This window comes from Bacillus sp. FSL M8-0277 (genome assembly GCF_037975305.1).
Taxonomy (GTDB): domain Bacteria; phylum Bacillota; class Bacilli; order Bacillales; family Bacillaceae; genus Bacillus; species Bacillus pumilus.
Window position 1 is genome coordinate 254015 of record NZ_CP150255.1, and the last position, 25340, is coordinate 279354.

24 protein-coding genes are annotated in these 25340 nt (G+C 43.1%); 12 read left to right on the top strand and 12 right to left on the bottom strand.

Going from position 1 to position 25340, the window contains the following annotated elements; translation table 11 throughout:
- Positions 1–184: 184 nt before the first annotated feature.
- From MKZ05_RS01465 to MKZ05_RS01480, 4 genes are all read left to right on the top strand, one after another.
- The gene (locus MKZ05_RS01465) at positions 185–2044 is read left to right on the top strand and encodes a beta-glucoside-specific PTS transporter subunit IIABC (protein WP_339161070.1); all 1860 of its coding nucleotides are present in this window, start codon (positions 185–187) and stop codon (positions 2042–2044) included.
- Positions 2045–2063: 19 nt separating this feature from the next.
- Entirely contained in the window at positions 2064–3485 is a 1422-nt protein-coding gene (locus MKZ05_RS01470) for a glycoside hydrolase family 1 protein (RefSeq protein ID WP_339161074.1), read from the top strand.
- Positions 3486–4079: 594 nt separating this feature from the next.
- The gene (locus MKZ05_RS01475; protein ID WP_339161077.1) at positions 4080–4532 is read left to right on the top strand and encodes a hypothetical protein; all 453 of its coding nucleotides are present in this window, start codon (positions 4080–4082) and stop codon (positions 4530–4532) included.
- Positions 4495–4818, top strand: coding sequence for a hypothetical protein (locus MKZ05_RS01480; RefSeq protein WP_339161079.1), 324 nt, complete (start codon positions 4495–4497; stop codon positions 4816–4818). The genes MKZ05_RS01475 and MKZ05_RS01480 overlap by 38 nt, the downstream gene beginning before the upstream one ends.
- 7 nt (positions 4819–4825) lie before the next feature.
- Here the strand turns inward: MKZ05_RS01480 and MKZ05_RS01485 are convergent, their stop codons facing one another.
- Entirely contained in the window at positions 4826–5146 is a 321-nt protein-coding gene (locus MKZ05_RS01485) for a hypothetical protein (RefSeq protein ID WP_223251399.1), read from the bottom strand.
- A gap of 437 nt (positions 5147–5583) precedes the next feature.
- Between MKZ05_RS01485 and arr the strand changes: the two genes are divergently transcribed.
- A complete protein-coding gene (gene arr, locus MKZ05_RS01490; RefSeq protein WP_050943360.1) occupies positions 5584–6000 on the top strand; it encodes an NAD(+)--rifampin ADP-ribosyltransferase in 417 nt (138 codons plus the stop codon).
- A gap of 58 nt (positions 6001–6058) precedes the next feature.
- Here arr and MKZ05_RS01495 read toward each other — a convergent pair whose 3' ends face one another.
- The 6 genes from MKZ05_RS01495 to MKZ05_RS01520 are packed head-to-tail and all read right to left on the bottom strand — an operon-like array spanning position 6059 to position 13611.
- Positions 6059–7978, bottom strand: a complete 1920-nt coding sequence (locus MKZ05_RS01495; protein WP_339161082.1) for a BglG family transcription antiterminator — start codon at positions 7976–7978, stop codon at positions 6059–6061.
- A complete protein-coding gene (locus MKZ05_RS01500) occupies positions 7975–8859 on the bottom strand; it encodes an ROK family protein (protein ID WP_284905826.1) in 885 nt (294 codons plus the stop codon). The genes MKZ05_RS01495 and MKZ05_RS01500 overlap by 4 nt, the downstream gene beginning before the upstream one ends.
- A 57-nt stretch (positions 8860–8916) precedes the next feature.
- Positions 8917–11580, bottom strand: coding sequence for a mannosylglycerate hydrolase (mngB, locus tag MKZ05_RS01505; RefSeq protein WP_339161086.1), 2664 nt, complete (start codon positions 11578–11580; stop codon positions 8917–8919).
- Between the two features lie 28 nt (positions 11581–11608).
- Entirely contained in the window at positions 11609–12727 is a 1119-nt protein-coding gene (locus tag MKZ05_RS01510; protein WP_003217114.1) for a PTS fructose transporter subunit IIC, read from the bottom strand.
- Between the two features lie 36 nt (positions 12728–12763).
- The gene (locus MKZ05_RS01515; protein WP_099726180.1) at positions 12764–13093 is read right to left on the bottom strand and encodes a fructose PTS transporter subunit IIB; all 330 of its coding nucleotides are present in this window, start codon (positions 13091–13093) and stop codon (positions 12764–12766) included.
- Complete coding sequence (locus MKZ05_RS01520) at positions 13090–13611, bottom strand: PTS sugar transporter subunit IIA (protein WP_223251400.1); 522 nt, start codon at positions 13609–13611, stop codon at positions 13090–13092. The genes MKZ05_RS01515 and MKZ05_RS01520 overlap by 4 nt, the downstream gene beginning before the upstream one ends.
- A 179-nt stretch (positions 13612–13790) precedes the next feature.
- On the opposite strand from MKZ05_RS01520, the gene MKZ05_RS01525 reads away from it, so the two are divergent.
- Entirely contained in the window at positions 13791–16460 is a 2670-nt protein-coding gene (locus MKZ05_RS01525) for a S8 family serine peptidase (protein ID WP_339161090.1), read from the top strand.
- A gap of 107 nt (positions 16461–16567) precedes the next feature.
- The gene (locus tag MKZ05_RS01530; RefSeq protein WP_003217020.1) at positions 16568–17050 is read left to right on the top strand and encodes a hypothetical protein; all 483 of its coding nucleotides are present in this window, start codon (positions 16568–16570) and stop codon (positions 17048–17050) included.
- Positions 17051–17395: 345 nt separating this feature from the next.
- Here MKZ05_RS01530 and MKZ05_RS01535 read toward each other — a convergent pair whose 3' ends face one another.
- From MKZ05_RS01535 to mmuM, 3 genes are all read right to left on the bottom strand, one after another.
- A complete protein-coding gene (locus MKZ05_RS01535) occupies positions 17396–18016 on the bottom strand; it encodes a hypothetical protein (protein WP_003216967.1) in 621 nt (206 codons plus the stop codon).
- A gap of 123 nt (positions 18017–18139) precedes the next feature.
- Positions 18140–19543: an S-methylmethionine permease gene (mmuP, locus tag MKZ05_RS01540; RefSeq protein WP_251191186.1), complete on the bottom strand. Its 1404-nt coding sequence runs from the start codon at positions 19541–19543 to the stop codon at positions 18140–18142.
- A 46-nt stretch (positions 19544–19589) separates the two neighbouring features.
- A complete protein-coding gene (gene mmuM / locus MKZ05_RS01545; protein WP_003217053.1) occupies positions 19590–20528 on the bottom strand; it encodes a homocysteine S-methyltransferase in 939 nt (312 codons plus the stop codon).
- A gap of 331 nt (positions 20529–20859) precedes the next feature.
- Here mmuM and MKZ05_RS01550 point away from each other — a divergent pair, with 331 nt between their 5' ends.
- The 4 genes from MKZ05_RS01550 (at position 20860) to MKZ05_RS01565 (ending at position 22851) form a co-directional block, all read left to right on the top strand.
- On the top strand, positions 20860–21690 hold the full coding sequence (locus MKZ05_RS01550; protein ID WP_339161093.1) for a YitT family protein: 831 nt from the start codon (positions 20860–20862) through the stop codon (positions 21688–21690).
- A gap of 96 nt (positions 21691–21786) precedes the next feature.
- On the top strand, positions 21787–22104 hold the full coding sequence (locus MKZ05_RS01555; RefSeq protein ID WP_012008800.1) for a PadR family transcriptional regulator: 318 nt from the start codon (positions 21787–21789) through the stop codon (positions 22102–22104).
- Entirely contained in the window at positions 22097–22684 is a 588-nt protein-coding gene (locus MKZ05_RS01560; protein WP_050943346.1) for a DUF1700 domain-containing protein, read from the top strand. The genes MKZ05_RS01555 and MKZ05_RS01560 overlap by 8 nt, the downstream gene beginning before the upstream one ends.
- Positions 22681–22851 carry a hypothetical protein gene (locus tag MKZ05_RS01565; RefSeq protein ID WP_170966021.1) on the top strand — a complete coding sequence of 57 codons (171 nt, stop codon included), beginning with the start codon at positions 22681–22683 and terminating at the stop codon, positions 22849–22851. The genes MKZ05_RS01560 and MKZ05_RS01565 overlap by 4 nt, the downstream gene beginning before the upstream one ends.
- A gap of 210 nt (positions 22852–23061) precedes the next feature.
- On the opposite strand, the gene MKZ05_RS01570 is transcribed toward MKZ05_RS01565, so the two are convergent.
- Entirely contained in the window at positions 23062–24276 is a 1215-nt protein-coding gene (locus tag MKZ05_RS01570) for a multidrug effflux MFS transporter (RefSeq protein ID WP_339161095.1), read from the bottom strand.
- A gap of 213 nt (positions 24277–24489) precedes the next feature.
- Between MKZ05_RS01570 and MKZ05_RS01575 the strand changes: the two genes are divergently transcribed.
- A complete protein-coding gene (locus MKZ05_RS01575; protein WP_335365092.1) occupies positions 24490–25038 on the top strand; it encodes a GNAT family N-acetyltransferase in 549 nt (182 codons plus the stop codon).
- A 45-nt stretch (positions 25039–25083) separates the two neighbouring features.
- Here the strand turns inward: MKZ05_RS01575 and MKZ05_RS01580 are convergent, their stop codons facing one another.
- Positions 25084–25287 (bottom strand): hypothetical protein, encoded by a 204-nt coding sequence (locus MKZ05_RS01580; RefSeq protein WP_050943339.1) that lies wholly within the window; start codon positions 25285–25287, stop codon positions 25084–25086.
- Positions 25288–25340: the final 53 nt, after the last annotated feature.

Sequence of the window (25340 nt, forward strand, 5' to 3'; positions counted from 1 at the left end):
TTGCTCATAAACATAAAAGAATACGGTTTCACAATGATCGTCTTAGAGGATTGTGACTGTTCGGCAGGCAAAACCTAAACGTTCACTGAAAAAGCGCAATAGCAAGTTGCGACTATTTTTGGTGCCCGTTTAGGTTTTTATTTTGCCCAAAAACGTATTTTTTTGAAAAAAAGGGGATTTTTGTATGAGCTATCGTCAATTAGCAGAAGACATTATCAAACACATTGGCACAGAGAAAAACATTCATTCACTGGTCCATTGCGCTACAAGACTTCGCTTCACATTAAATGACCGATCAAAAGCAGACAAAGCAGCCATTGAAAAATTAAATGGCGTTGTGACCGTTATGGAAAGCGGTGGCCAATTTCAAGTAGTCATTGGCAATACCGTACCAGAGGTTTATCGAGAGATTGGGGAGTTTACAAATTTATTAGAGGATTCCACTTCTTCATCTGCAAAATCAGGTGGAGAGAGCACAAGCCTTTTCGGAAAATTCGTTGACATTGTCTCTGGTATTTTTACACCACTTCTCGGTGTCATGGCAGGTGCTGGTATTTTAAAAGGTCTACTAGGTATCTGTATCAATGCAAAATGGTTATCACCTGAAGATACGTCGTATCAAATTTTATTTGCTGCGTCTGACAGCTTGTTCTACTTCCTGCCATTACTGCTCGCATTCACTTCGGCGAGGAAGTTTAAAGCGAATCCATTTGTGGCTGTGACGATTGCTGGTGCACTCATTTACCCAACCATTCAAGAATTGTCAAAAGGCGGCGGAGATGTGACCTTCTTCGGTATTCCAGTCGTCTTAATGTCTTATACATCAACGGTTATTCCAATCATTTTGGCAGTGTTTGTCATGGGATATATCGAACGTTTCTTTAACAAAGTCATTCATGAAAGTGTCAAAAACTTTATTACTCCACTGATTTTACTTGTCACGGTTGTTCCGCTGACACTCATTGTATTCGGACCATTTGGTGTGTATGCAGGGAACGGCATTGCCGCTGTCTTGCTGAAAGTATTCTCCTTTAGTCCTACACTTGCAGGTGCTTTAATTGCGATGGCATGGCAGGTTCTTGTGATCTTCGGTATCCACTGGGGTCTAGTGCCAGTGATTTTAAATAATATTGCCGTCCACGGAAAAGATCATATCAAGCCGGCGACTGCGCCAGCTGTATTTTCACAAGCCGGTGCTTCCATCGGTGTTATGCTGAAAACAAAGAATAAAAAGCTGAAATCATTGGCTGGATCGACAGCGGTTTCTGCCGTGTTTGGGATCACAGAGCCAGCTGTATACGGGGTCACGCTTCGTTTGAAAAAACCATTTATTGCAGCCGTTATCTCTGCTGGAGTCGGCGGTGCGATCATTGGTTATTCACAAAGTATTGCGATTGCGTCAGGGCTTCCAAGTTTACTGACACTTCCGATTTTCTACGGACAAGGGTTTACAGGGTTCATCATCGGAATCTCGGTCTCATTTGTTCTATCCATCGTCTTGACTTATTTGATTGGATTTAAGGATCCAGTAGATGAAGATGAAACCCCAGCACCGGTTGCCGCACCAACAATGGAAAACGAACATGGGGTCAAAGCAGCTCATGTGAAAAGTCCTTTAAAGGGTGAGGTAATCAAGCTGGAGGAAGTACAGGATAAGGCATTCTCATCTGGTGCACTAGGAAAGGGCGCAGCCATCATTCCATCAGAAGGCAAGCTGTTTGCACCAGTATCAGGAGTCGTGACAACGGTGTTCCCAACAGGTCATGCGTACGGTCTTACTTCTGAAAGCGGAGCAGAAGTGCTCATTCACATTGGACTGGATACCGTACAATTAGGCGGTCAGCATTTTACCCCGAAGGTCGTACAGGGGCAAACCATCACTGAGGGCGAATTGCTTGCGGAGTTTGATATTGAAGCCATCCAAGCTTCCGGCCTGTCCGTCACAACACCAGTGATTATTACCAATTCAGGTGAGTTTAGCGATATCATAGAAACAGAAGAGAAACAAATCACACCAGGACAATCATTTTTACATCTCGTTTAATCAAGAGGAGGAAGAAACTATGAGATATTCAACACTAGCACCATTTCCAAAGGACTTTTTCTGGGGCGGATCTACATCCGCCTATCAAGTAGAAGGTGCGTGGAACGAGGATGGCAAAGGACCATCTGTCATTGATATGAGAGCAAGTTACCCTGAAGGAACAACAGATTTTAAAGTCGCAAGCGATCACTATCACCGCTATAAAGAGGATGTGAAGATGTTTGCAGAAATGGGTTTGAAGGCTTATCGTTTCTCTATTGCATGGACACGGATCATTCCAAATGGAGATGGGGAGATCAATCAAAAGGGGATTGAATTCTATCATTCTCTCATCGATGAATTGCGCCGCTATGATATTGAACCAATCGTGACGATGTATCATTTTGATCTGCCTCATGCACTTCAAGTAAAAGGCGGTTGGTCAAATCGTGCGACAGTAGATGCGTTTGAACGGTATGCAGAGGTTCTATTTCAGGAGTATGGCGAGAAGGTGAAATATTGGCTGACCATTAATGAACAAAACATGATGATCTTACATGGATCAGCGCTCGGTACACTTGATCCAAATTTAGAAAATCCGAAAAAAGAACTGTATCAGCAGAACCATCATATGCTCGTCGCTCAGGCAAAAGCTATGACGCTTTGTCATCAAATGCTGCCTGAAGCGAAAATTGGACCAGCACCAAACATTGCGCTCATTTATCCGGCTTCTCCAAAGCCTGAGGATGTACTTGCTGCGGCGAATTACAATGCGATCCGCAACTGGCTGTATCTTGATATGGCAGTCTTCGGCCGTTATAACAACCTTGCTTGGGCGTACATGAAAGAAAAAGACATTCTTCCTGTGATTGAAGAGGGAGATATGGATATTTTGAAAAATGCGAAGCCGGACTTCATTGCCTTTAACTACTACACATCTCAAACGGTTGAAGCGAGTAAAGGAGATGGCAAGGATGAATTTGCGCGCGGCGGAGACCAGCATTTGAAATCTGGTGAAGATGGCATATACAAAGGCGGCAACAACCCGTTCCTAAGTAAAAATGCGTTTGGCTGGGAGATTGACCCTGTCGGCTTCCGATCAACGATGCGTGAGATTTACGACCGTTATCAGCTGCCTCTTATTATCACGGAAAACGGATTGGGTGCTTTCGACAAATTAGAAGAAGATGGATCGATTCAAGATGATTATCGAATTGACTATTTAGAAAAGCATATCGAACAAATCAAATGGGCGATCACAGACGGCGTCGAGGTCTTCGGATACTGCCCGTGGTCCGCTATCGACTTAATCAGCACACACCAAGGATGCTCCAAGCGCTACGGATTCATTTACGTGAATCGCGATGAATTTGACCTAAAAGACCTGAAGAGAATTCGTAAAAAGAGCTCTTACTGGTATGAAACATTAATTCAGCAAAATGGAGAGAAGATCGGGGGGTAACAAATAAAAAAGCCAATCACCTTATGCGGGTGGTTGGCTTTTTTTCGTTCACTCTATTGGCAAGATTATATTGTTCGAATTGTTTTTTAAAAAGATAGCCTGATTTTAACAGCCTAATAAACTGCTTTCTTTTATAATCCAAAGAAATTTTGCTGTTTCGAATGCTACATCAGGTGGAAGGCCTGCCTGTATAAAAATTGCGCTACTTTGTAAAAACCTGATTTAGCTTTCTTTGCATATTTCTTGTCTATTACTTTCAATAAAGGGTTTTTCTAAATATGTGCCTGACTTGTGAAGAGCCTGAACAGCAAGTTTTTTTGCTATTGTAGTGACGATATTTTTAGTTTGGGCTTCTTTAGATTGTGGTGGGAATATCGTGCACCATTGTTTAGGAACATATGCATTTCGGCTTGTGTCATTTGTCTACCACAGAAATTTTCATCAAAACGAAGTTCTAAAAAATAAAAAAATGATTGCGGACACCGCAACCAAAAAAGTAATTTTCTTAAATCTATCTTAAATACATTGATAGACTCATTTTGATTTGATAACCTTAATTTTGGAATTTAATCCAAAAGGAGGAATATAAACAAAATGTTCAAAAAAACACTTTTAACCCTAATTACCCTAGCTCTTGTCATATCGATATGGACTCCATTTTCATCAGAAGCATCAGCAAAAACACACTCTATCAATTCACAAGAATTAGAAGCGTTAGTAACACCAACAGTTCTACAAAATGAACAAACTACCAAAGAATTAGACGAACTTGAAATGAAAATGGGGGAATACATAGAAAACCTTCCATTTACAGAAAAAGAATTTGAAAACATGACAGAGTCAGAACAAAATAAAGTGATCGATCAATATTTCAACAATGAAGAATTTTTAGCTTTAGAAAACCGAATGAAACAACTTGACTCCAAAAGTAGTCAGAGTGAAATCACAACACAAGCACTACCAGTATTCTTCATACCTATCGCAATGACCGTAGTTAAGAGTTGCTTTAATGGCTATCAGATCAAAAGGCGCAAGAACTGCACTTAAATATCTAAAAAATCGAATAAAAGGATTCGGTAAAAATTACAAAATTAAATGGGATGTAAGAAATGATAAAGGACAACTTAGAAGTTTAGTTGTCGTCCTACACAAAGGAAAGAAAAAAACAACAAGAGTATTTGCTGTAGACAATGGAAAAATCCCTTTAATACCAAAAACCTCAACTTGGTATTGGCATTTCCATGTAGCTCCAAAAGATAAAATACACCATGCTCTCAGAGCATCAGTACCAAAGAAATACAAAGCAAGTCCAGGAGAAACAATATTACACTAAAAAACCCCTAATTTTCAGGGGTTTTTTTCTCTTCAAGACTTGTAACTATATCAACTGGATGTATCAAGTTTTCATCATCATTATCCTCATCAATGTAAGGCATAATAAGTGAATCCAACTCTTCTTTATCATCAACTAAAGCAACGTAAGTTGTATAATCCTCTAAATCTGATGGAAACAATTCAGCTTGACCAACATTACTTTTCAATGCTTGGTCAATAGCACTCTTTAATTCTATTAAACCCTCACGATTACCAATAATATAAGAATCCATATGCCAACTTTTTTGAGCATATATATGACAAATCTTATCTCTATCTTTCATCATCTCATTACACCCTTCCTGAAAAATTTAATTGATTATGTGCCAACACGCCAACCAGCTATAACATCAAACGTCTCATTGGCTACTTTATCCTCATCTTCTTCAATCCTGATCAGATCTCCTTCCTAGGCATCAATACGCTATTTCCAAAACTGCCACCAACATTTTTTTGTCCTTCTTTTCCACCTGCTCAATTGCCGCAATTAATTTTTTAGTTTCTTGAGTTTCTCTTTATGGCCTCTAACAGCTTTTTATCTCTTTCAAGAAGACTGCTTTGTATGTATTCTTGCTGCTTTTTCAACTTGCTGGAGTTTACAAATCACATCTTACTCTCTACTATCATCATACCCCGAATTCAATCTCATTTATAGACTGTTTTCCGCCCAGATCAGGCCGTATACTGTTATACGCAAGTCAAAAACGATAAGGGGCGTGGCTGTATGAATGACAATGAGCAGGTTTTAGACCCTGGTCCATTTTTTCATGGGACGAAAGCGGAATTGAAGATTGGAGATCTGCTTGAACCGCAGTATTTATCGAATTATCAGGATCAAAAATCAAACCATATCTATTTCACCGGAACATTAAACGCAGCCAAATGGGGTGCTGAGTTAGCAAGATCTGATGCGAAAGAGAGAATTTATGTTGTAGAACCGTTAGGCGAGTTTGAAAATGATCCGAATTTGACTGACAAAAAATTTCCGGGTAACCCAACACGTTCTTATCGGTCAAAATCCCCTTTGAAAATCGTCGCAGAATTAGGTTCGTGGGAAAGACATTCCGATGAAGAAATCGATCATATGCTGAGCTCTTTAAAGAAATTAAGTGAAGAAGGGAAAAATGTCATATACGATTGATGATTCTCAATCACACGAAGGCCGCCTCATCAACAGCTGGGCGGCCTTTTGTTTGATCTTATTGAAACAACGCATTCATCAGCTCATCGAATGTTTTTGATTGATTCATAGAGTGAATGCGGTTTGGATTATCCAGTAAATCAACGGCTTGTTCAAAGAATTGATTCATGCAGGCTGCGTCATCTTTATGAATGGCTAATAAAAAGACAAGTGATACTTGGTTTCCCTGCCAGTCAATCGGCTGTTTTAAGTGTGCGATGGCTACGCAGGATGTGCCTTCATTTGTGATGAGCGGGTGCGGCATGGCAATTCCTTTTCCGAGGTAGGTAGACGACATTTGCTCCCGTTCAAGCACCGAGGACCGAAAAGATGACGATACTAGCTGATACGTTTCTAAATGGCTGCATAGTGTGTCTAATACCTCGTCCTTACTGGATAGGTCAGCGTTCAATAAGGTTAATCGTTCTTGAAAAAACGCCATCAGTTCTTGCGAGGGAGTCCCGTGTCCATTTAATAAATGAATGACCTCATTCACCCGCTGTACATCATGTTGTTCAAAAAAGGCGCTAACCTGTATCACTGGTTTTCCCTTTGATGCGAGCGGGACGGTTGTAATGATAACGTCACAGGGAAGGGTGGTGCTCATGAGATAATCCTGATAGGAATAAAGCTCGACGATGTCCAGTTCGTGCTGAAAGGCTGCCTTCAATTTAATTTCAAGCAGTCTTGCCGTCCCTAGTCCAGACCCGCACACGATAATGACTTTCTTTTTTTGCGAGGTATCGAGCTGACTTCTTTCAAATGAAGCAGCGATATGCAGGGCAACATATGCCGCCTCGTCTTCATTTGGCGTCCGCACCAGCTGTAAGGCATTCAGTCCGCTGACAGCTAAATCAAACGGGTATGGATAGGACGCTTTGATTTCATGCAACAGCGGATTTTGTAAGGATACGCCATATTGGATTCGATTTAATAATGGCTTCATATGAAGCATCAAGTCTTGCTGCAGGATGTTGTCATCTGCAAAGTGGTGACCGCTCATTTTCTCAATGTGCTGTAGAAAGACCGCAACCGCCTGCTGAACTTCCACTGTCGTCTGATGCTGGGCGGCTTCTTTCCACGTTTGATTTGCCAATAGATGCATGACTAAGTAATCTGTTTCATCCTCTGATAAGGTGACATGAAAGGTGTCACTCACCTGCTGTATGATCTTTTGGGCAATTCTCATCAAGACGGGTGATCGTTGTGTACGAGTGGTACTGGCGGGTATCCGCTGGTTTTTTCGTGTTTGCTGAATCGCAATTGCTAAGTGAATGACTAAGTTTTTTAAGGCAATGTCTTTAATGAGCAATGACTCTTGATGCAGGTTCGTCAGGACAATAGATCGAATGGTTTCAAGAGAAATATCGGGAAAATGGAGCTGCTCCCGCTCGGTGATATGAGAAAGTGCAGGCTCTTCTTCAAGGAGTAAGTCTGCATAGCATGTTCTTTTTTGCAATTCGTCTCCCTCAATTTTTAAGCCAAATCCAGGCTTTGACACAAGGGTCATACCGTAACGGGCTAACAGCTCTCGTCCTTTTTTCAAATCACTGCTGACCGTCATGCGGCTGATGAACAGTTCTTCAGCCAGCTGGTCAATTTTTAAGTAATCCTGTTGAAGCAATAGCTTCCTCATGATAAATCGTACACGCTCTTCTGGCATGACGGGGACGAGAGAGCGGGCAGGAAGCTTTTGTTGATGAAGCCAAAGCAGGAAGGCATCTTGGTCACTCGTTAATAGGGTGTATCCCTTTCCGCGGATCGTTTTAATCTTGGCTCCAGCTTCCTTTAATTGCTCATTTGCTTCTTTGATTAAATGACGGATGGAGCGGTCAGATAAGCGAAAAGAGGCAGTGAGCTCCTCCAGCTTCACGAACCCCTTCGTTTCAAATAGCTGCTGAATCAGCTGATAGGTTCGAGGATCTGCCGTCATCATCATTGCGCGGCTCCTTGCGCCTGTAAGGCATCAGTACCAAGAGCGATGGCGCCCATTAAACCTGATAATCCATCAAAGGATGGCTTGGTGATAATTTCATTTAAAGGCTTTGGTAGTTGTAAATACCCATGAAGCCGCTTTTCTGTTTCATCAAGAATGAGCGGCAGCATAGCGGGCTGTTTCATCACACCTCCACCGAGAATGATGCGCTCTGGCGAAAGGGTGAGTAATAAATTGGCGGTCATCTGTCCGAGATAGTAGGCATGAAGTGACCAGGCAGGATGATCCTCTGGCAGTATTTGTGCCAGTGTATGATAGCGCCCTTCTATGGCAGGTCCTGATGCCAGTCCCTCTAAACAGTCATGGTGTATAGGGCAGCAGCCACCGTAGGAATCATGAGGGTGCCGCTGCACTGTGATATGACCCATTTCTGGATGCAGCAACCCGTGAATGAGGCGGTGTTCAATATAGGCACCGCCGCCTATTCCGGTTCCAACAGTGATATAGACCAAAGAAGCAGGCTTTTCTGCTTCAACCGAAAAGCGGGCTTCCCCGAGTGCTGCACAGTTCACGTCTGTATCAAGCTTCATAGGGAGTCCAAGGGCTTGTTTTAAAGTAGAAAGGAAAGGGAATTGGCGCCAGGCTGTTTTGGGTGTCTCTAAAATCGTCCCATAGCTTGGGCTTTGTTCTTTTACATCGACAGGCCCGAATGCCCCAATGCCAATGGCATCGACAGGATGCTTTGTAAAGTAATCGATTACTTGCCGGCATGTTTCATCTGGATTACCTGTTGCAAAGGAAGTCGTGTGTTCAATCGTTCCATCTGTTGTACCGTAGCCGCAGACAAATTTTGTTCCGCCTGCTTCAATGCCTCCAATTCGCATGATCAATGCCCTCCATTAAAGAGGGGCGGAATCCAAATGGACCCCGCCCCTACATGTTCATTTTTTCTTTACAATGTAGGTTTGTACCTGACAAGGTGTGAGCGGTTCAATGTGTAATGATCCATGTTGTGCTTTGAGTATATGTCCTTCAGGTGTTTCGCCTAAATTCGCTGTTTCTCCGTGCTGTAGAGATGAACTATTGATTGAAGCGGCTGTTTGACGCGTTAAAAATGGATTGAAGAGACGGATGACAATGCCTGTTCCATGCTCTTCTTTTTTCAGAGCGCTTAGAATGGCTCCGTCTGTCTCAATGTCAAGCAGGCTATAAGTAGATTGTAAGTCTTCTTTTTCATCTCGGAAAGAGAAAATTAAACGACCGTTTAAAAAGTCTGCCCGTTCGTAGCATTGAACTGGGGTTGTATACCGCTTGGCAAGCTGCGCTAAGTGCCCCTCGCTGACAGCATCCTTGCTATAGTGCATGCCAAATGAGAACGACAGTGCATCTTGTAGCTGAGCGTCAGGTGTCTCAACAATTTTTTCACCAGATGCGCGTCCTGGACGGTAAAGAAGATTTTCTTTCCCCATTTTTCCGAAACAGCGGAAAAGCGTATACGCAATCGTTGTGTAGCTTTCTCCTGTGATCTGGTATTCTCTCACGCAGTCCGTCAATAGAGCGACACCATATGCTTCATCACGAAGTGCAGTAAAGGATTGCATCGGTTCAATGGTGATCGGTTTTTCTTCCCAATGCTCATTGCTCCACCATTCAAGCTCTTGCGTGAGCTCTGTCGGGCGTTCGATGGTTCCAAACTGCTGATCGCTCAGTGATACCTTTGATGCGATGCCTGTATCAAAGAGGACACGCAGACGATGGTCTAACGCATGATTGTCGACATCGACATGAAAACGAATGACAGGCTCATCTTTATTTAATGCTACCTTCGCTGTAATCGGGAGTGAAGTCGTGACTGATTGCTGAGAGCGCTCTTCTAAGTCATAAGGGACAGTAAGAGTAAGCTGGACGGTGAGCTCTTCTTGCAAGCCGCTTTTAGATACTGTGATGTCTGCTGAAGAAAGGTCCTTGGATGACACATACAGATCCTCACGCGGCGGTGAATAGTTGTATGAATCCCCATCGTCTCCATTGTCTTCAAAGATCATTTGCTCAGAGAATGTCCGGCCAGTTTGTTTATCTGTGATCTCCAGCGATCCATTGTCATTTGCCGCAATGCGGTAATACGTATTTTCAATCGCGTGTTCTTCTGTTTGTTCCCATACAGATTCGCTTGATTCATCGAAAACCATGCTGACTTGTGTATAACCAACGGACGGTAAGTCGGCGGCTTCAATCAGCAGAACGGCTTTCCATACTTGTTTTGGCATGTACACATCTTTACTTGGGTTAAGAGAAATTTGCTGTGCCAGCACATAATCTGTGACATCAGTTTTGCTTTTTACTGTGTAGTGAAGCGTTTTTCCATTGGCATCTTTTAGTGTAAAAGGACGTTCTGTGATAAAGGTTTCAACTTCAATAACTTCAGAACGCTTTGAAGGCAGTGTATTAAATAAAGTAAACGTGATTTCTTGCTCTGTTTGCAGTCGAATGGCGATGAGGCGCATGTGTAAGTCCACAAGGTTCTCAGCAATTTCCTTTGCCTGCTTGTAGCGGAAGAAGACATCTTGATTCGTCGTATCACTATTACAGCCGCCAATGCTGTCATGTGCTGCATTTTCAAACATGAGGTACCAAATATCACGAACCGTATCATGCGGATAGTCGTGTCCGAGTGAATAGCTCATCGTGAGGATAGGCTCCATCACATTGACGAGATAGTTTTCAATTTGATTGTTTAAGATTTTTAAATCAGCTCGTGTTGAAAAAATAGATTTGTGAATCCGCATATGCTTCGCATGAATGAGCTCTCCTTTTAAAGTTTCAAAAGACGTCCGCTCTTTTTTCACTGCTGCGATGTAATCTTCTAAACTGCTGATTTGATAGTGGTGCTCGTCCAGTTCATTGGCTTTTTCTAATAAGTCAGGCAGGTTTTTGCGGATCGGTGCCTGATCAAAGCCATTTGGGAAATAGACATTTTTTGTGGTTGCTTTTGCTTGCAGCGCACCGATTTTTTCAGATAAAAAGGCTTGTAAGTCCTCATCTTTTTCGGGAATATTTCCACCGTAGTAGTAGCCAAATGGCAGGTTCACCGCAAAGACTTCACTGCCGTCAGCCCCTTGCCAATTGAATTCAGTGTGATTCGTCATATGGTCTGAAACGCCGCGCCAAAAAGCTGTATCCACAATGCCGAAGCCGCGGTAAATTTGAGGCATTTGTGCGGATTGACCAAAGGAATCAGGGACATAGCCGACTTTCATCACATGACCGAACTGCTGACAGCGTTCAATTCCATATTGCAGGTTCCGTACAATGGATTCACCTGAAATGACGAGCTGGTCGGTTTGGGTATACCACGGGCCGATGATGAGACGTTTGGCTGTGACGAGCTTTTTGATTCGATTCTCATCCTCTGGACGCCATTTGAGGTAATCATCCAGTAAGGATGCTTGGGCATCGAGCATGAAGTAATGGAACCTTTCATCTGTTTCAAGAGTGTCTAAAATGTCCATTACGCTTTTCATTAAGTAGATACGGGAGCGGGAGGTGGTGAAATACCATTCCCGGTCCCAGTGAGTATGTGGAATCACATGTACATTAACAGTCATTGAGTAACGACACCTTTCTTTGTTCAAATTATCCTTCTAGCACAAGGTCAAAATCGTCTTCTTCTTTCTGCTTCTGATCATGTTCCGGCGTTTTTGGTTCTTTTTTCTCAGAGAAATTGACAAGCAGGTTGGCGCCAATACCGATGACGAGTGCGCCAGTGAGAGCTCCAATTAAATAAGCCCACCAGTTTCCGACTGAGAAGAAGCCGTATAGCCCGCCAATTGGCGGCATGATGTCATGGACACCTAATAATGCAGCAACCCCGCTTCCAGCAGCACATGCGACAACATTGAGCGGAATCAATTTCAATGGATTGACGAGGGTAAAAGGGATCGCCCCTTCCGTAATACCGATAATGCCCATGACAAGGCCGCCACGTCCTGCTTCTCTAAAGGTTGGAGAGAAATTGCGTTTTCGAATCAATGTCGCAAGCCCGTATCCAAGCGGCGGAATGACAATCGCAATATTGACGAGAATGGCAGGGAGGTAGACGCCTGATAGGAAGAGCGCGTTACCTGCCATCCAAGCAGATTTATTCACTGGTCCGCCAAGGTCAAAGCCAATCATCGCACCTAGAATGAGAGCGAGTGCGAGTGTGCTTGTCCCGTCAGCGACCATGCCTTTGATCCATTCAATTAATGCTGTGTTCAAAGCACCTAATGGCCCGCCCAGCAGAACGGACATGAGAAGTCCAGTTAAGCCAACGGTAATGAGCGGTAAGATGAGCAGAGGAACAAGTCCGGCTGCGGAGCCTTTAATTTGAATTTTTCGTTTCACAAAAAGAGCGACATATCCTGCGAAGAAGCCTGCAATAACGGCACCGATAAATCCAGCATTCGTTGAGCTGGCAAGGGCACCACCGATGAAACCGGCCGAAAGCCCTGATTTATCCGCAATCGAATAGGCGATAAATCCAGCGAGCAGGACGTTCATTAAGCCAATCCCTGTCCAACCAACCTGCTCCATTAAATAGGCGCCGTGCAGTATGCCACCAGCATCCTTATAGGCGTTTAAATCTGAAACACCAAATCCTAATCCGACTAGTTTTGCTAAACCAACGATAAGGGAGGCACCGATGATTACAGGAAGAATATAAGAAATACCGGTCATGAGATGGCCTTCAATGACTTTTAATTTTGCTTTCATTTTGCTTTGCTCCTTTCTATATGGCATTGCTCACGTTTATTGAGATTCAGATTTTTTCTTTTCAACAAGTGCTACAGCTTTTGTGATGATTTGCTCGGCATTTTTTAAGGCGCGTCCGATCTCGACACGTACTGTGGGAATGCCTGAAAAACGTTCCGCATCGTTGATATGCTGATTGGAGGCAATGATACAAAGGTCTGCCTGTCTTGCTTCCTCTGCGGTAATGCCATTTACCTGTCCCATAATTCCTTGCTGCTCGATTTTGATCTCGTGACCGAGCTGTTTACCCGCATTTTCTAACGCTTTTGCTGCCATTGGTGTATGAGCTAACCCTGCTGGACATGAAGTGACACCGACAATTTTCATTGTGTAATCCCCTCTTTCAATTGTTGTTCAATGACTTCGTAATAATAGTCAGCGGTTTGACCTGGTTGAATCTTTTCGATGAAAGCAGGTTCCATGAGGCTTGTCGCAATGCCTGACAGTAATTTCAGGTGTGTGATGTTTGCTTCTTCTAATGGAACGAGCAGTGTAAATAAATAGCTTGTGGGTAAATCGTCAAAGCTTCCCCATTCAATCGGTTGTTCTAGCTCTAAAAAAAGAAGTGAAGCCGTTTGTACAGCGGAGCTTTTTGTATGAGGAATGGCGAAGCCTTGCTGAAGTCCTGTTGAGACTTCATCTTCGCGAGTCAACAAATCTGATAATAACCCCGCCTGATCGTTTGTAATCTGAAGGTCTTCAGCTTTCTCGGCAATGTATTGTAAAATCTCATTCTTTGATCGTCCGTCTACTTGTGTGAAAACATGATCTTTTTGGAACAAGCTGATCCCTTCTCTCTTGTTTGTTAAGCGCTTACAAGTTGATTGTAATGTACTTTTCGACATGGTTAAATAGCATCATTTTCCGTTTGAAATGGCAAAAAGTTTATGAAGCTATTCGTCTTGCTGCCTGTATATCTCAAATCCTAGCTTAAAACGAGTTTAATTATGTAAAAAACAGATTCTACTAAATGCATTTCTGTGATATTCTTCCAAGGTATTACAAAAGATAAGGGGGTCTTTTCATGTTCAAAAAGCAGGTCAAATCCTGTGTGATCGTACTCATGGCCATCATTCTCTGTATGGCGGCATTACCTGGATACGAGGCAGCAGCTGCCAGTAAAGGAACAAATGTCAATGAAGCCATTGGGTTAAAAAATGGTGAAGTCATCTCAGGGACATTACAGAATGAAATGGAAGAGTCATGGTACCAAATCACGCCATCAGCACAAGAGGTGGCAAAACATACACATATGAAAATTTCTGTGAAAAGTAAACAAGTATTATCCGTATCGGTCTATCCAAGTAAAGACAGAGCGATGAAGGATGACACTTATTCGAGATATCGTGTGGACACTGCAAGTGGAGAGACAGAGATCGACTTCCCTCATGCATGGTCAGGTCCTTACTTTGTCAAAGTGCTCTATTTAGGGTCAGAGGAAGACAGCCGTGATGAGGAAGAGGATGCGGCTTATACAATCGGGTATAAAGGAGCTAACCTTCCGCCCTCTGAACCCGTTTTCCCTGAAGACGATGAGCCTGGTATCATTATTATTGAGAAAAAGTACGGGCGAGAAATTCTCCAATCGATTCGTACAATCGAAGATAAACGTTTTAATGAAACACCAAATGGTCAGAAGCTGAGCCGTGTGCTCCAAAAAACAAAGCCATTTCTCAAATCGAAGCTCATCAAACAAAAAAATGAGCAGCAAAAGGTATACAATCATCTGCTTACATTAAAGTCACTGCTAAATGACGTAGAGAAAAATGGTGCATTTAGTGGTCATATTGTGACAGAGAAAGAACAACAGGCGATCAGGTCCCTTTTTGATATGCTCAAAGAAGCAAGTCCGGCTTATTTAAAAAAGGAATTAGAAGCCGTCAGTCAAAAAATTGGCATCAATCAGCTTGAAGGAAAATCGATCGGTTATGTATTAGAAAAGCAAAAGCTTGTAAAAGAAGAGAAAGTGAAGACGAATAAGATCATTTTTAAATTAAAGGATGGCCACACGCTTCAATCTGCGAAAAAGAAGATGAAAAGCTATGGCATCCAAGAAAACCATGTGACATCACAGTCAGTCAGTCCTTTATTTAAAGGAATGTATGTCTATGATGTGCCAGCAGGGCAAGAATCAGCTGGAAAGACTTTAAAAGCAGGCAAAGCTGTCATCAAAAGCACTGCAAGAAAGCTGTCCAGCATGCCGAATGTTGAATTTGCGGAGCCTGTTCAAACCTATCGTGCACTAAGCAATGACGTGCAGTATGGTTACCAGTGGCCGCTGAAAAACAGTGCACAAAACAGCGGAAAAAAAGGCGCTGATGTGAAGTTTGAACAAATGAATACACTGATTGGCACAAGCAAAATGAAGCAAACATTAATTGCAGTTGTGGATACAGGTGTAGACAGCCGTTTGACTGATTTAAGCGGGACTGTTCGTACGGACTTAGGTGCGAATCTCATTGGAAGAAACAAAGATGCGATTGATGACAATGGACACGGTACGCATGTGGCGGGCATCATTGCCGCAAAAGTCGATAATCATTACTCGATGGCAGGTCTTAACCAACATACGGGCATCATTCCTGTGAAGGTGCTGGATGCCTATGGCTTTGGAGATACAGAGCATATTGCACTTGGAATTAAGCATGCAGTAGATAAAGGCGCAAAGGTCATCAACATGAGTCTTGGTGGCTACTACAGCCGGGTAATTGAATATGCAATGAACTACGCGGCTCAAAGAAATGTACTAGTGGTTGTGGCGAGTGGAAATGATGGCGTTCCAGAAATGGGCTATCCTGCGACATCAAAATACGCAATGGCCATTGGCGCAAGCAACCGTATGGATATTGCCGCTGAATTCTCAAGCTTTGGTAAAGGACTGAGCATGTCTGCACCAGGATCTGATATTCCAAGCTTAATGCCAGATGGGAATGTCTCATACCTGAGCGGGACATCAATGGCGACACCATATGTGGCAGCGGCAGCAGGATTACTTCTTTCTAAAAATCCAACCTTGAAGCCGAATCAAGTAAGGAATATCTTGCAAAGCACAGCCGATAATATCTCCTTTACTTCTGTTGATGGAACAGATGACGTTTTCTATGATGAAAACGATGAGCCAATTGTCGATCCGAAAATTCCAGGGATCGATTGGATGACAGGACATGGCAGACTGAATGCATTTGCTGCTTTAAGTGCTGTCGAACTGAACGCATCTGTGAGCAAAGTGGAGGATCAGCATCAAAAGGTGACAGGTAAAGCAAAGGCTGGCGCTGCTATTTCTGTGTATAGAGGCAAAACACTGCTTGGAAAAGGCACAGCAGGCAAAAATGGAACCTTTAGCGTGAAGATCAAGCATCAGAACAAAAACAAAGTCCTTCACATTAAGATTTCAAAAGGAAAGGCCGCTACAACGCTCAAAACAGTCGTCAAAAAAGGCAAAGCACCAGCTAAGCCGAAAGTGGGCAAAGTAACGGTTAAAAGTAAAACGGTCAAAGGGACTGCGGGTGCAGGATTGACCATTAAAGTGAAAAATAAATCAAAGAAAGTCATCAAAACGGTAAAAACAAATAACAAGGGCGCATTTACTGCCCAAATAAAACCGCAAAAAGCCAAAACAGTCTTGTATGTGACCGCTTCTGATGTGAGAAAAAGAGAAAGCAAAGCGGTGAAGGTTGTTGTTGTGAAAAAGTAAGAGGAGAGCTTCCCTTTCTAAAGAAGGGAAGTTTTTTTGCTTGTTACTGGAAAAATACCAATTAATGTCGATAGTAATATAGCAGGAAAAAAAAGGAGGATTTATCGATGAAAAAAATCATGTTTGCTTTCTTTCTATCATTGCTTCTCGTATTCCCAACCTTTGCACATGCAGAGGAAACAGGGGCAGTACCAGCTTCCGTTCAAGTAACAAGTGTCACCGCAGCCGATAGTGGATTAGTGAATTACGGCTATGGCAGTAAATATCGCGTGGGTTCTTATTATCCAGCTACGTTTAAAGGAACACTAAAAGATACAAGTGGAAATCTCATGCCTAATCAGCCGATTCAGCTTTATTTTGAAGCAGCAATTAAATCATATGCTCAAACAGCGACAGGCACAACAGACGTAAATGGACAATTTTCACTGACGTTTCAAGTTCCTGCAGGTGCAGGCTACCAAACATACAATAATGCAGGCTGGTCTACACATTACTACGATATCGTTCCAGTGACGTTCACTTCAAACGACATCAAGCTATCTTCAAATGTCACAAGTGTGTACCATTTGGCATATACATCCCGTTACTAATCTGCTGGAAGAAGCGACTTGGCGAAAGCCTTGTCGTTTTTTTTCATAGAAAAAAGGATGTCATCAAGTGACATCCTTTTCTTTTTGTTAGCAAACCTGCTGGGCGGCAACCGAAAGAGTCGATAAACAAACACTCATGAGCCGTGACTCCCAGATTCGATCGAGCGTTGACCTTTTAATTCTGAGCTTTGATGGATAAGAACTTTTACACTTGAACGTTGATCCTTGAACGTTCAGCGTTGAGCTTTTATCAAGGATCATCCAGAGATGATCAGATGAGGAGGGAATGACCTTTCCCTCGGAGGTGTTTAGTTCTATCGATTTTCGGCTCACTAACAAAATTGATTAATCGATCTGTATTTTTGTTAGTGTATTGCTTTCTGACAAGGAAAAATCAACTTCCATTTGAAAATCCTCAATCTCGGTCGAAAGCTTTTCAATCTTCACTCGAAGACGAAGCGGATCGATGATCGTCGCCTCATTTTCAGCGAGGAACGACTTGACGATCTCTTGGTTGGCAGCCGCTTGTGTTTTTCCGTCTTTTCCAAACAAGGTTTCTAAATGCTGGTCGAGCCTCTTCTTCACATCTTCATTGGTTTGTTCTGCTTTGTCTACTAGCTCTGTGTACACCTTTTTCAATTTCCGTAAATAACGAATATCGTATTCTATCGACGTCTTCCGTTCAATCGCTTCTGCCACCGTCATGCTGACACCCGCAACATCAATCGTTGTCGTCGCATTCGACACAACGATGGCTGATTTGATGGCATTCCGGCGCTTGATTAATGCTTGAATCGATTGGTCATCAGCCTTCGCCTTCTTTTCGATGTCTTCTTGATGTTGAAACCCGTGCTGTATATGTTTCCCGATCATCAATCCACCAAGTACGGCTTCATCAACGGTTCGGTTGATTCTCTTATCTAACATTTTCAGTTCACTTAATGCTCTTGTAATGGTCATTTCCATATTAGTGACAACTCCCTTGATTCATCCTGAAAATCATAGATTCCTATCATATACCAAAGTGCGCTTCTTTTACTAGCGATATCCTTTTTTGTCAAATTGTTTTCGATAGAAAAAAACCTGGCGTTATACACCAGGTTCTTCACGTTTTTTCTGAATCCAAGCTGTCACATAATAGGCAGCATAGCAGAGCGCGATGAAAGGAATGCCGCAGATAAGGGCAATCCGCTGATTTGGATCAAAGGCAATGCCAATCACAGAGGCAAGACACAGGAAGAAGGCAGCAATCGGAACCACTGGATAGAGCGGGGTTCGAAAGGAAAGATCATGGAGCTGTCCGCCTTCCTGTAAAAAACGTTTCCGAAACATAAATTGTGAGGCAGCAATCCCCATCCACACGATCACAACGGCCAGTCCAGAGATCGAAACAAGGACAAGGTATACCGTTTCTGGTGCGATGACACTTGAGAACAAAGAAAGAATCCCACCGATCATACTTAAAATCAGTGCGTTCAAAGGAATTCCTTTAGATGTCAGCTTCGCCAGTTTCTTAGGCAGTGTCCGTTCCTCAGAAAGTGACCAGAGCATACGGGATGACGCGTATAGTCCAGAGTTTGCGGCAGATAAGATCGCTGTCAAAATGACAAAATTCATGAAATCTGCGGCATATGGAATCCCGATGCGATCAAACACCACAACAAATGGACTTTTGATCAACCCGGCTTCTTCCACTGGGATCAAGCCGGCTAAGACCACGATCGTTCCAACGAAAAACAAGACAAGACGCAGTACGGTTGTGCGAATCGCTCTTGGAATGGTCTCATCAGGATTGACGCTTTCACCCGCAGCAATCCCAATTAACTCCGTACCTGAAAAAGCGAAATTGACGGCAAGCATCGTCATTAAAATCGGTAAAAAGCCGTTTGGGAAAAGACCGCCTTCCCCGGTGAAGTTAGAAAGGAACGGAGCGGCCTCACCGCCTTTTAACGGAATCAAGCCAAACATCGCAGCTCCGCCAAGAATAATAAAGAGAATAATAGCCATTACTTTAATGCTGGAAAACCAAAACTCTGATTCTGCAAAAAATTTAACTGTAAACGCATTGAGTAAAAAGATAAGAAGAGCAAAGACACCGCTCCACATCCAAACCGATGTGTCCGGGAACCAGCGCTGCATTAAAAGCCCTGCCGCTGTAAATTCCGATCCGAGCGCGACTGTCCATGTCAGCCAGTAGAGCCAAGCGACTGTATAGCCTGTGCCGGGTCCAATATACTTTGTTGCATACGTATGAAAGGCCCCTGTAACCGGCATTGCCACAGACAGCTCACCTAAACAGAGCATCACGAGGTACACAATTAATGCCCCGACAAGATAGGCAAGGATCGTCCCCGCGGGTCCTGCTTGATTGATGGTATACCCAGAGCTTAAAAAGAGCCCTGTTCCAATGACGCCGCCTAGAGAAAGCATGAACAGGTGGCGGCTCGTCATTTTTCGTTGATATTGTTGTGACTGATCTTTTGCTTGTTCCATGTCTTCCCGCCCTTTTGCTTAGAAGTATGTGTGATGATTCATGGTGCTATGCTGTGGTAAGTTTTAAGATGTCCGTGATATCTTCTGGGGTCGTCCGGCAGCAGCCGCCGATGATATGCGCGCCGTCTTGATACCATTGATGCGCACATTCACCAAATGTATGCTGAAGCGTATCTCCGCTCCATACCTTTTCTTCAGGATCATACAATTCCCCTGAGTTTGGATACACGACAATCGGTTTGCTCGTCCCCTTTTTCATCTCTTGAATGAGAGAAGAGATAAATTGCGGCGGCGTACAGTTTACACCCACAGCAGCGATCTGTTCATAAGGTTCCAGTGCTTGTACACATTCTCTGAGCAAATCTCCTTCACTAATATGAAGGTCGTCCTTCGCGCTGAATGTAATCCAAGCAGATACACCATTGAATTCATCTTGCAGCAGCTTTGCAATGGCCGTTGCTTCAATGAGACAAGGGATCGTTTCACACGCAAGAATATCTGCACCAGCTTCTACTAATGCCTGAATCCTTGGTCTATGAAAATCAATGAGTGTCTGCTCTGTGAGTCCATAATTTCCTTTATATTCTGAACCATCAGATAAATAAGCGCCGAATGGCCCCACAGATCCTGCAACAAATGGTTTTGTCCGCCCTTTACGACGCGCTTCATCCTGCCAAAAAAGATCGCGTGCCTCTTTTGCTAAAGTGACAGATCGTTTCATTAGTTCAATGGCTTCTTCTTTTGAATAGCCTTTTTCAGCGAAGCCATCAATCGTTGTTTGGTAGCTCGCTGTTGTGGCACAGTCAGCTCCGGCTTTGAAGTAATCCAAGTGTACTTGCTGAATCAATTCTGGCTGTTCAATCAGTATTTTGGCTGACCATAAACTGTCGTTTAAATTGCAGCCCTTTCGTTCAAGCTCTGTTGCAAGTGCACCGTCTAAAATTAAAGGTGCGTGAGCTTGTAAACGGCTTTGAATAGGATTCATCGAATGGAACACCCTCCTTTTTAGTCGGAAATGATGGATATGATATGAGGCAGTAGTTTAAATGACTAAAGTGTTTTTGTCAAGGAGAGGAAAAAGCATGTGACCGCGGAAAAACCCTGAAAACATGCGGGTTTCCATGCATAAACATGCAGTCAAAATAATAGAAAACCAAGTCATTGACAGCCTCTAAAAAGAGATATATATTATGGAAAGGTTCATTTCAGAAAGCTTCGTCAAAAGGCGCTGTCTTTTGATTTTTTTGTTCAACGACTGTCTTCTTTCGTGCAGAAAGAGGGTTTTTTATATGCTTAAAAAAGGAGGAAAGAAGAAATTGAAAAAATGTGTAAAAGATATCGCAATGATTCTAATTGGTTCTTTTTTATTTGCCGCCGCAGTGAACATGTTTGTCATTCCGCTTGAATTTGGTGAAGGCGGTGTAACGGGGCTGTCCATCATTTTCTATTATTTGTTTGAAATTGCACCATGGCTGACGAACCTAGTGTTTAATGCCATTCTGCTGCTTGTGGGGTATAAATATTTGGACAAGAAGACGACGATTTATACTGTGGTTGCCGTCGCAAGTAACTCCCTATTTTTACACCTGACCACAACATGGGTCGTGAGTGTTCACGAATTGATCATTGGGGCCATTTTCGCAGGAATCATTATCGGAATTGGGATTGGTCTTGTGCTAAGAGCAGGCGGTACAACGGCGGGTTCTGCCATACTCGGAAGAATTGCCAACAAGTATTTAGACTGGAACGTGAGCTACGCCATCTTGTTCTTTGATCTGATCGTCGTATTTGCTTCCTACTTTATTATTGGTGCGGAAAAATTAATGTTCACGATTGTGATGCTGTACGTGGCGACAAAGGTGATGGACTTCGTGATAGAAGGGCTTAACACGAAAAAGGCAGTGACGATCATTTCTTCATGCAAAGATGATATTGCCGAAGAAATCAATCACACCTTGGATCGAGGCGTGACGATTTTAAACGGACGCGGTCATTATTCAAAGGAATCGAAGGAAATTCTCTATGCAGTCATTCAAAAACAAGAGCTTATGCGTCTAAAGAAAATCATTAAGAAAATTGATCGAGACGCATTCGTTGTTGTCCATGACGTGCGTGATGTGTTCGGAGAAGGATTTGTGAATATATAAAAACGAAAGGACCCCAAAAGGGTCTTTTTTTATATTTATACCTCTTGTCACATGATACTATGTAATGTATAGTATAGATGGTTAGGAGTTGTAATCATGAATGCACAATTAAAAAAAGGTTTACTGGAATTCTGTGTACTGGCGGTATTAAAGAAAGGCGATTCCTATGGTTATCAAATGATTAAAGATATGTCCCATTGTATTGAGATTTCAGAATCGACATTATATCCGATATTAAAGCGATTAGAGCAAAACAATTATGTGGAGACCTATTCCCAGGAACATAATAGTCGATTAAGAAAATACTACCGGATGACACAAAGCGGCCGTGAGCATATGGCGCAGTTTTTAGCGGAATGGGATCAAGTGATGGCGATTTACGACTTTATTTCTGGAGGACAGGGCAATGAATAAAAAAGAATTTTTAGCCAGCTTAGAGAAGCACCTGCATCGTCTAGGCGAAAAAGAAAGTGACCGGTTCATCGAGTATTACGATGAAATGATCGAGGATTATCAAGAAGATGGATACAGTGAACAGGAAGCGGTCGATCAAGTCGGGCAGCCTGCTATCATCGCTGAAGGGATTTTGAAGGAACAAGGAATTAAAACCGTTCAGGTGCCGACGTTTGGAGAAAAAGCCACAAGGCTCTCCATCCTCATTTTAGGCTTTCCATTATGGGGCAGTATTCTAGCAACAGTCTTCCTACTGATTCTTTCTGTGTATATGGTGATTTGGTGCATTCCGCTCGTGACAGGTACAGTGACGCTAGTTGGTCTGCTCGGAGGTTTTTGGAGCATCATTGGTTCTCCATTTATCTTTCAGGACGGTTTGCATGTGGTGGTGACGCAAATTGGCGTTGGTATTCTTCTATTAGGTGTCGGATTATTATGCGGCATGGCCACGGTGTATTTGACAAAGCTATTTGTTCAAATGACTGTTCAAACCACTAAGGCATTCATGGGAATGTTTAAAAAGAAGGTCGTGAGAATATGAATGTGAATGATTTAAAAAAGCAATGCATCAAATGGGGGATCATCTTCACCGTTGCCGGAGGAATGATCATGGCAATCGGTTTTGGACTATCGGGCTTTGACCTAGATGCATATCACAACAATGACCAGAACAATGTGTTCCGCACTATCAATTGGAGCAAGCCATAAATGAAAAACCCGCTTATGCGGGTTCAGCGTGTAGACAAACCCTCGCATTCGGTGTCAGTCCTGCGTGCTGGTGCTCACGAATGTCAAATTCGCTCCGCGCCAGTACTCGTCCTTCCTAGACTTCAAAGGTTTTCTATCACGCTGAAAAGAAGACAAAGGGCTAAAATCAAGATCATTTTAGCCCTTTGTCAACAATCTGAAAAAACCCGCTTATGCGGGTTTTTTTGCTCTGGCTACAAAGAAGAAATAACAGCAAAGTGCACCTAGTTCACAAAGCATAATGATCAGGCCCATTGGAAAGGCTGTTTGGCTTCCGGCTAGTCCGACAAGAGGTGTCATGCAGGCGCCTAGCAGCATTTGTGCCACACCGATCAGGGCAGCCGCACTTCCTGCATGTGCGCCGTGATGCTGCATCGCAAGAGACGGGGCAGAGGTGCCGACAATTCCAACGCTTGAGACCACAAAAAAGAGCGGAATGAGAATGCCATATAATCCAGCATCAATGGAGATCATCAAAAATAAGGTGATGCCGCCTAAGGCAGCTGTCAGCAATCCAATGCGAAGAACCTTCTCTTCGCCGATTTTAGCAGCGACGCGGGCAAATACTTGTCCAGCTGTGATGATCCCAAGACTATTCACTGCAAAGGCAGCACTGAATCCTTGTGGAGAAAGGTGAAAAAGCTCCTGAAGCACAAACGGTGAGCCAGAAATATAAGCAAACATCGCTGCGAATACAAGACCTTGCGAGAGGGCATACCCAACAAAGAGACGATCACTCGCTAAAATTTTCATGGCACTTACAATCTGTTGAAAGCCTCCTGTCTGTCTGCGCTCCGCAGGTAAACTTTCTTGAAGTGAAAAAATAGATCTCAGCAGCATCAAGGCCCCGAGAATGCCTAATAGAACAAATACACCCTGCCATGTGGTAAAGCGTAACATCTGTCCACCCACGATAGGTGCTGCTGCCGGAGCAACCCCATTGACCAACATGAGCAGTGCAAAGAATTTCGTCATTTCTGAGCCTTCATAATGATCTCGCACAATGGCTCGTGCAATGACAATGCCTGCTGAACCAGCGAGTCCTTGAATCAATCTTAAGAGGATGAACATCCAAATTGACGAGACCACCGTGCATAAAAGAGAGGAGGCGATAAAAATAATTAAGCCGATCATCAGCGGTTTTCTTCTGCCGATCGTATCACTAATAGGACCTGCAATCAGTTGTCCAAGCGCGAGTCCAATCAGACAAGCCATCAGACTTAATTGGGACAAAGCAGTGCTTGCTTCAAAATCTCGTGCAATATGAGGCAATGCAGGTAAATACATATCCATTGCAAGCGGTGCAAGGGCGGTTAAAGAACCAAGCAATGCAGCAAGGAGAAATCGGTTTTTTTTCGATTCTTGGGGATAAGATAAAGAACTCATATGACATTACACTCCTCGTATACTTCCTCAAAACAGCATAATGAATCGAGCGTCCCTTTTCAATGGAAATTTTCAAAGAGGATTCCGTGCAAAATAATTGATCTTTCGAAGGAGACTCTTTACATTGAATGAGTAGAGAAAAGAACAAGGTCATCGACATGCAGTATTTGCATGATACGTATATCTGGCAATTAAACAACAGGAGGTGCTGACATGGAGCAGCAAGAGCTGATCATTCGTCAAGCAGTCAAAGAAGATCATGAGGCCATTAGACACGTACTAATCAAATCCTATTCACAGTATGAGCCTCAATTTACAGAGGAAGGCTGGCAAAATTATTCTGCTGCGCTTGCAGCAGCTGTAGATAATCCAAACATGGAGCTGATGCTTGTGGCGGAGCTTGAAGGTCAGGTCGTAGGGACGCTTCAAATGTTCCGGTCATCAGCGCAAGCGTATGACAAACCCGAAATGGGCATTACATCAGCCATCGTCCGGTTTTTAGGAGTAGATCCCGATGTCAGAGGAAAAGGAATTGCAGAGTCATTGTTACGTAAAAGTATTGAGCTCACGCAATCATGGGGCGAAAATGTTCTGTACCTTCATACCTCTGATAAAATGCAGGCTGCCATTCGTCTTTATGAAAGAATGGGCTTTGAGCGTGCTCCAGATAAAGAATTTGTGAATCAAAATGGGACGCATGTTAAAAGCTATCAATATGTCATCCAGAAAGAACAACCAGCTGGTTCATCACATCACGCATAATAAAAGGAAGAGCACGTCCTCGATGGACAGCTCTTCTTTTTTTATTTACGCCCACAGTATAAGCGCCCAATATGATATCCCCCACGAGATTAAACCGAACATAACAAAGAATTTTAACATGCGCTCATAAGGAGAAAGCTTTCGTTCTCTCTTCGTTTTCACCAGCCGCCAATAAAGGGCATAGCCGCAAAAAATGAGGATGATTTGTCCAAGCTGTGTAAGGTTTTCAAGAATCGTGATTCCGTTCATTTATTTCACCTCATCAATAGGTCTTCCATATGTGAATGCAGCAACCCTTTATT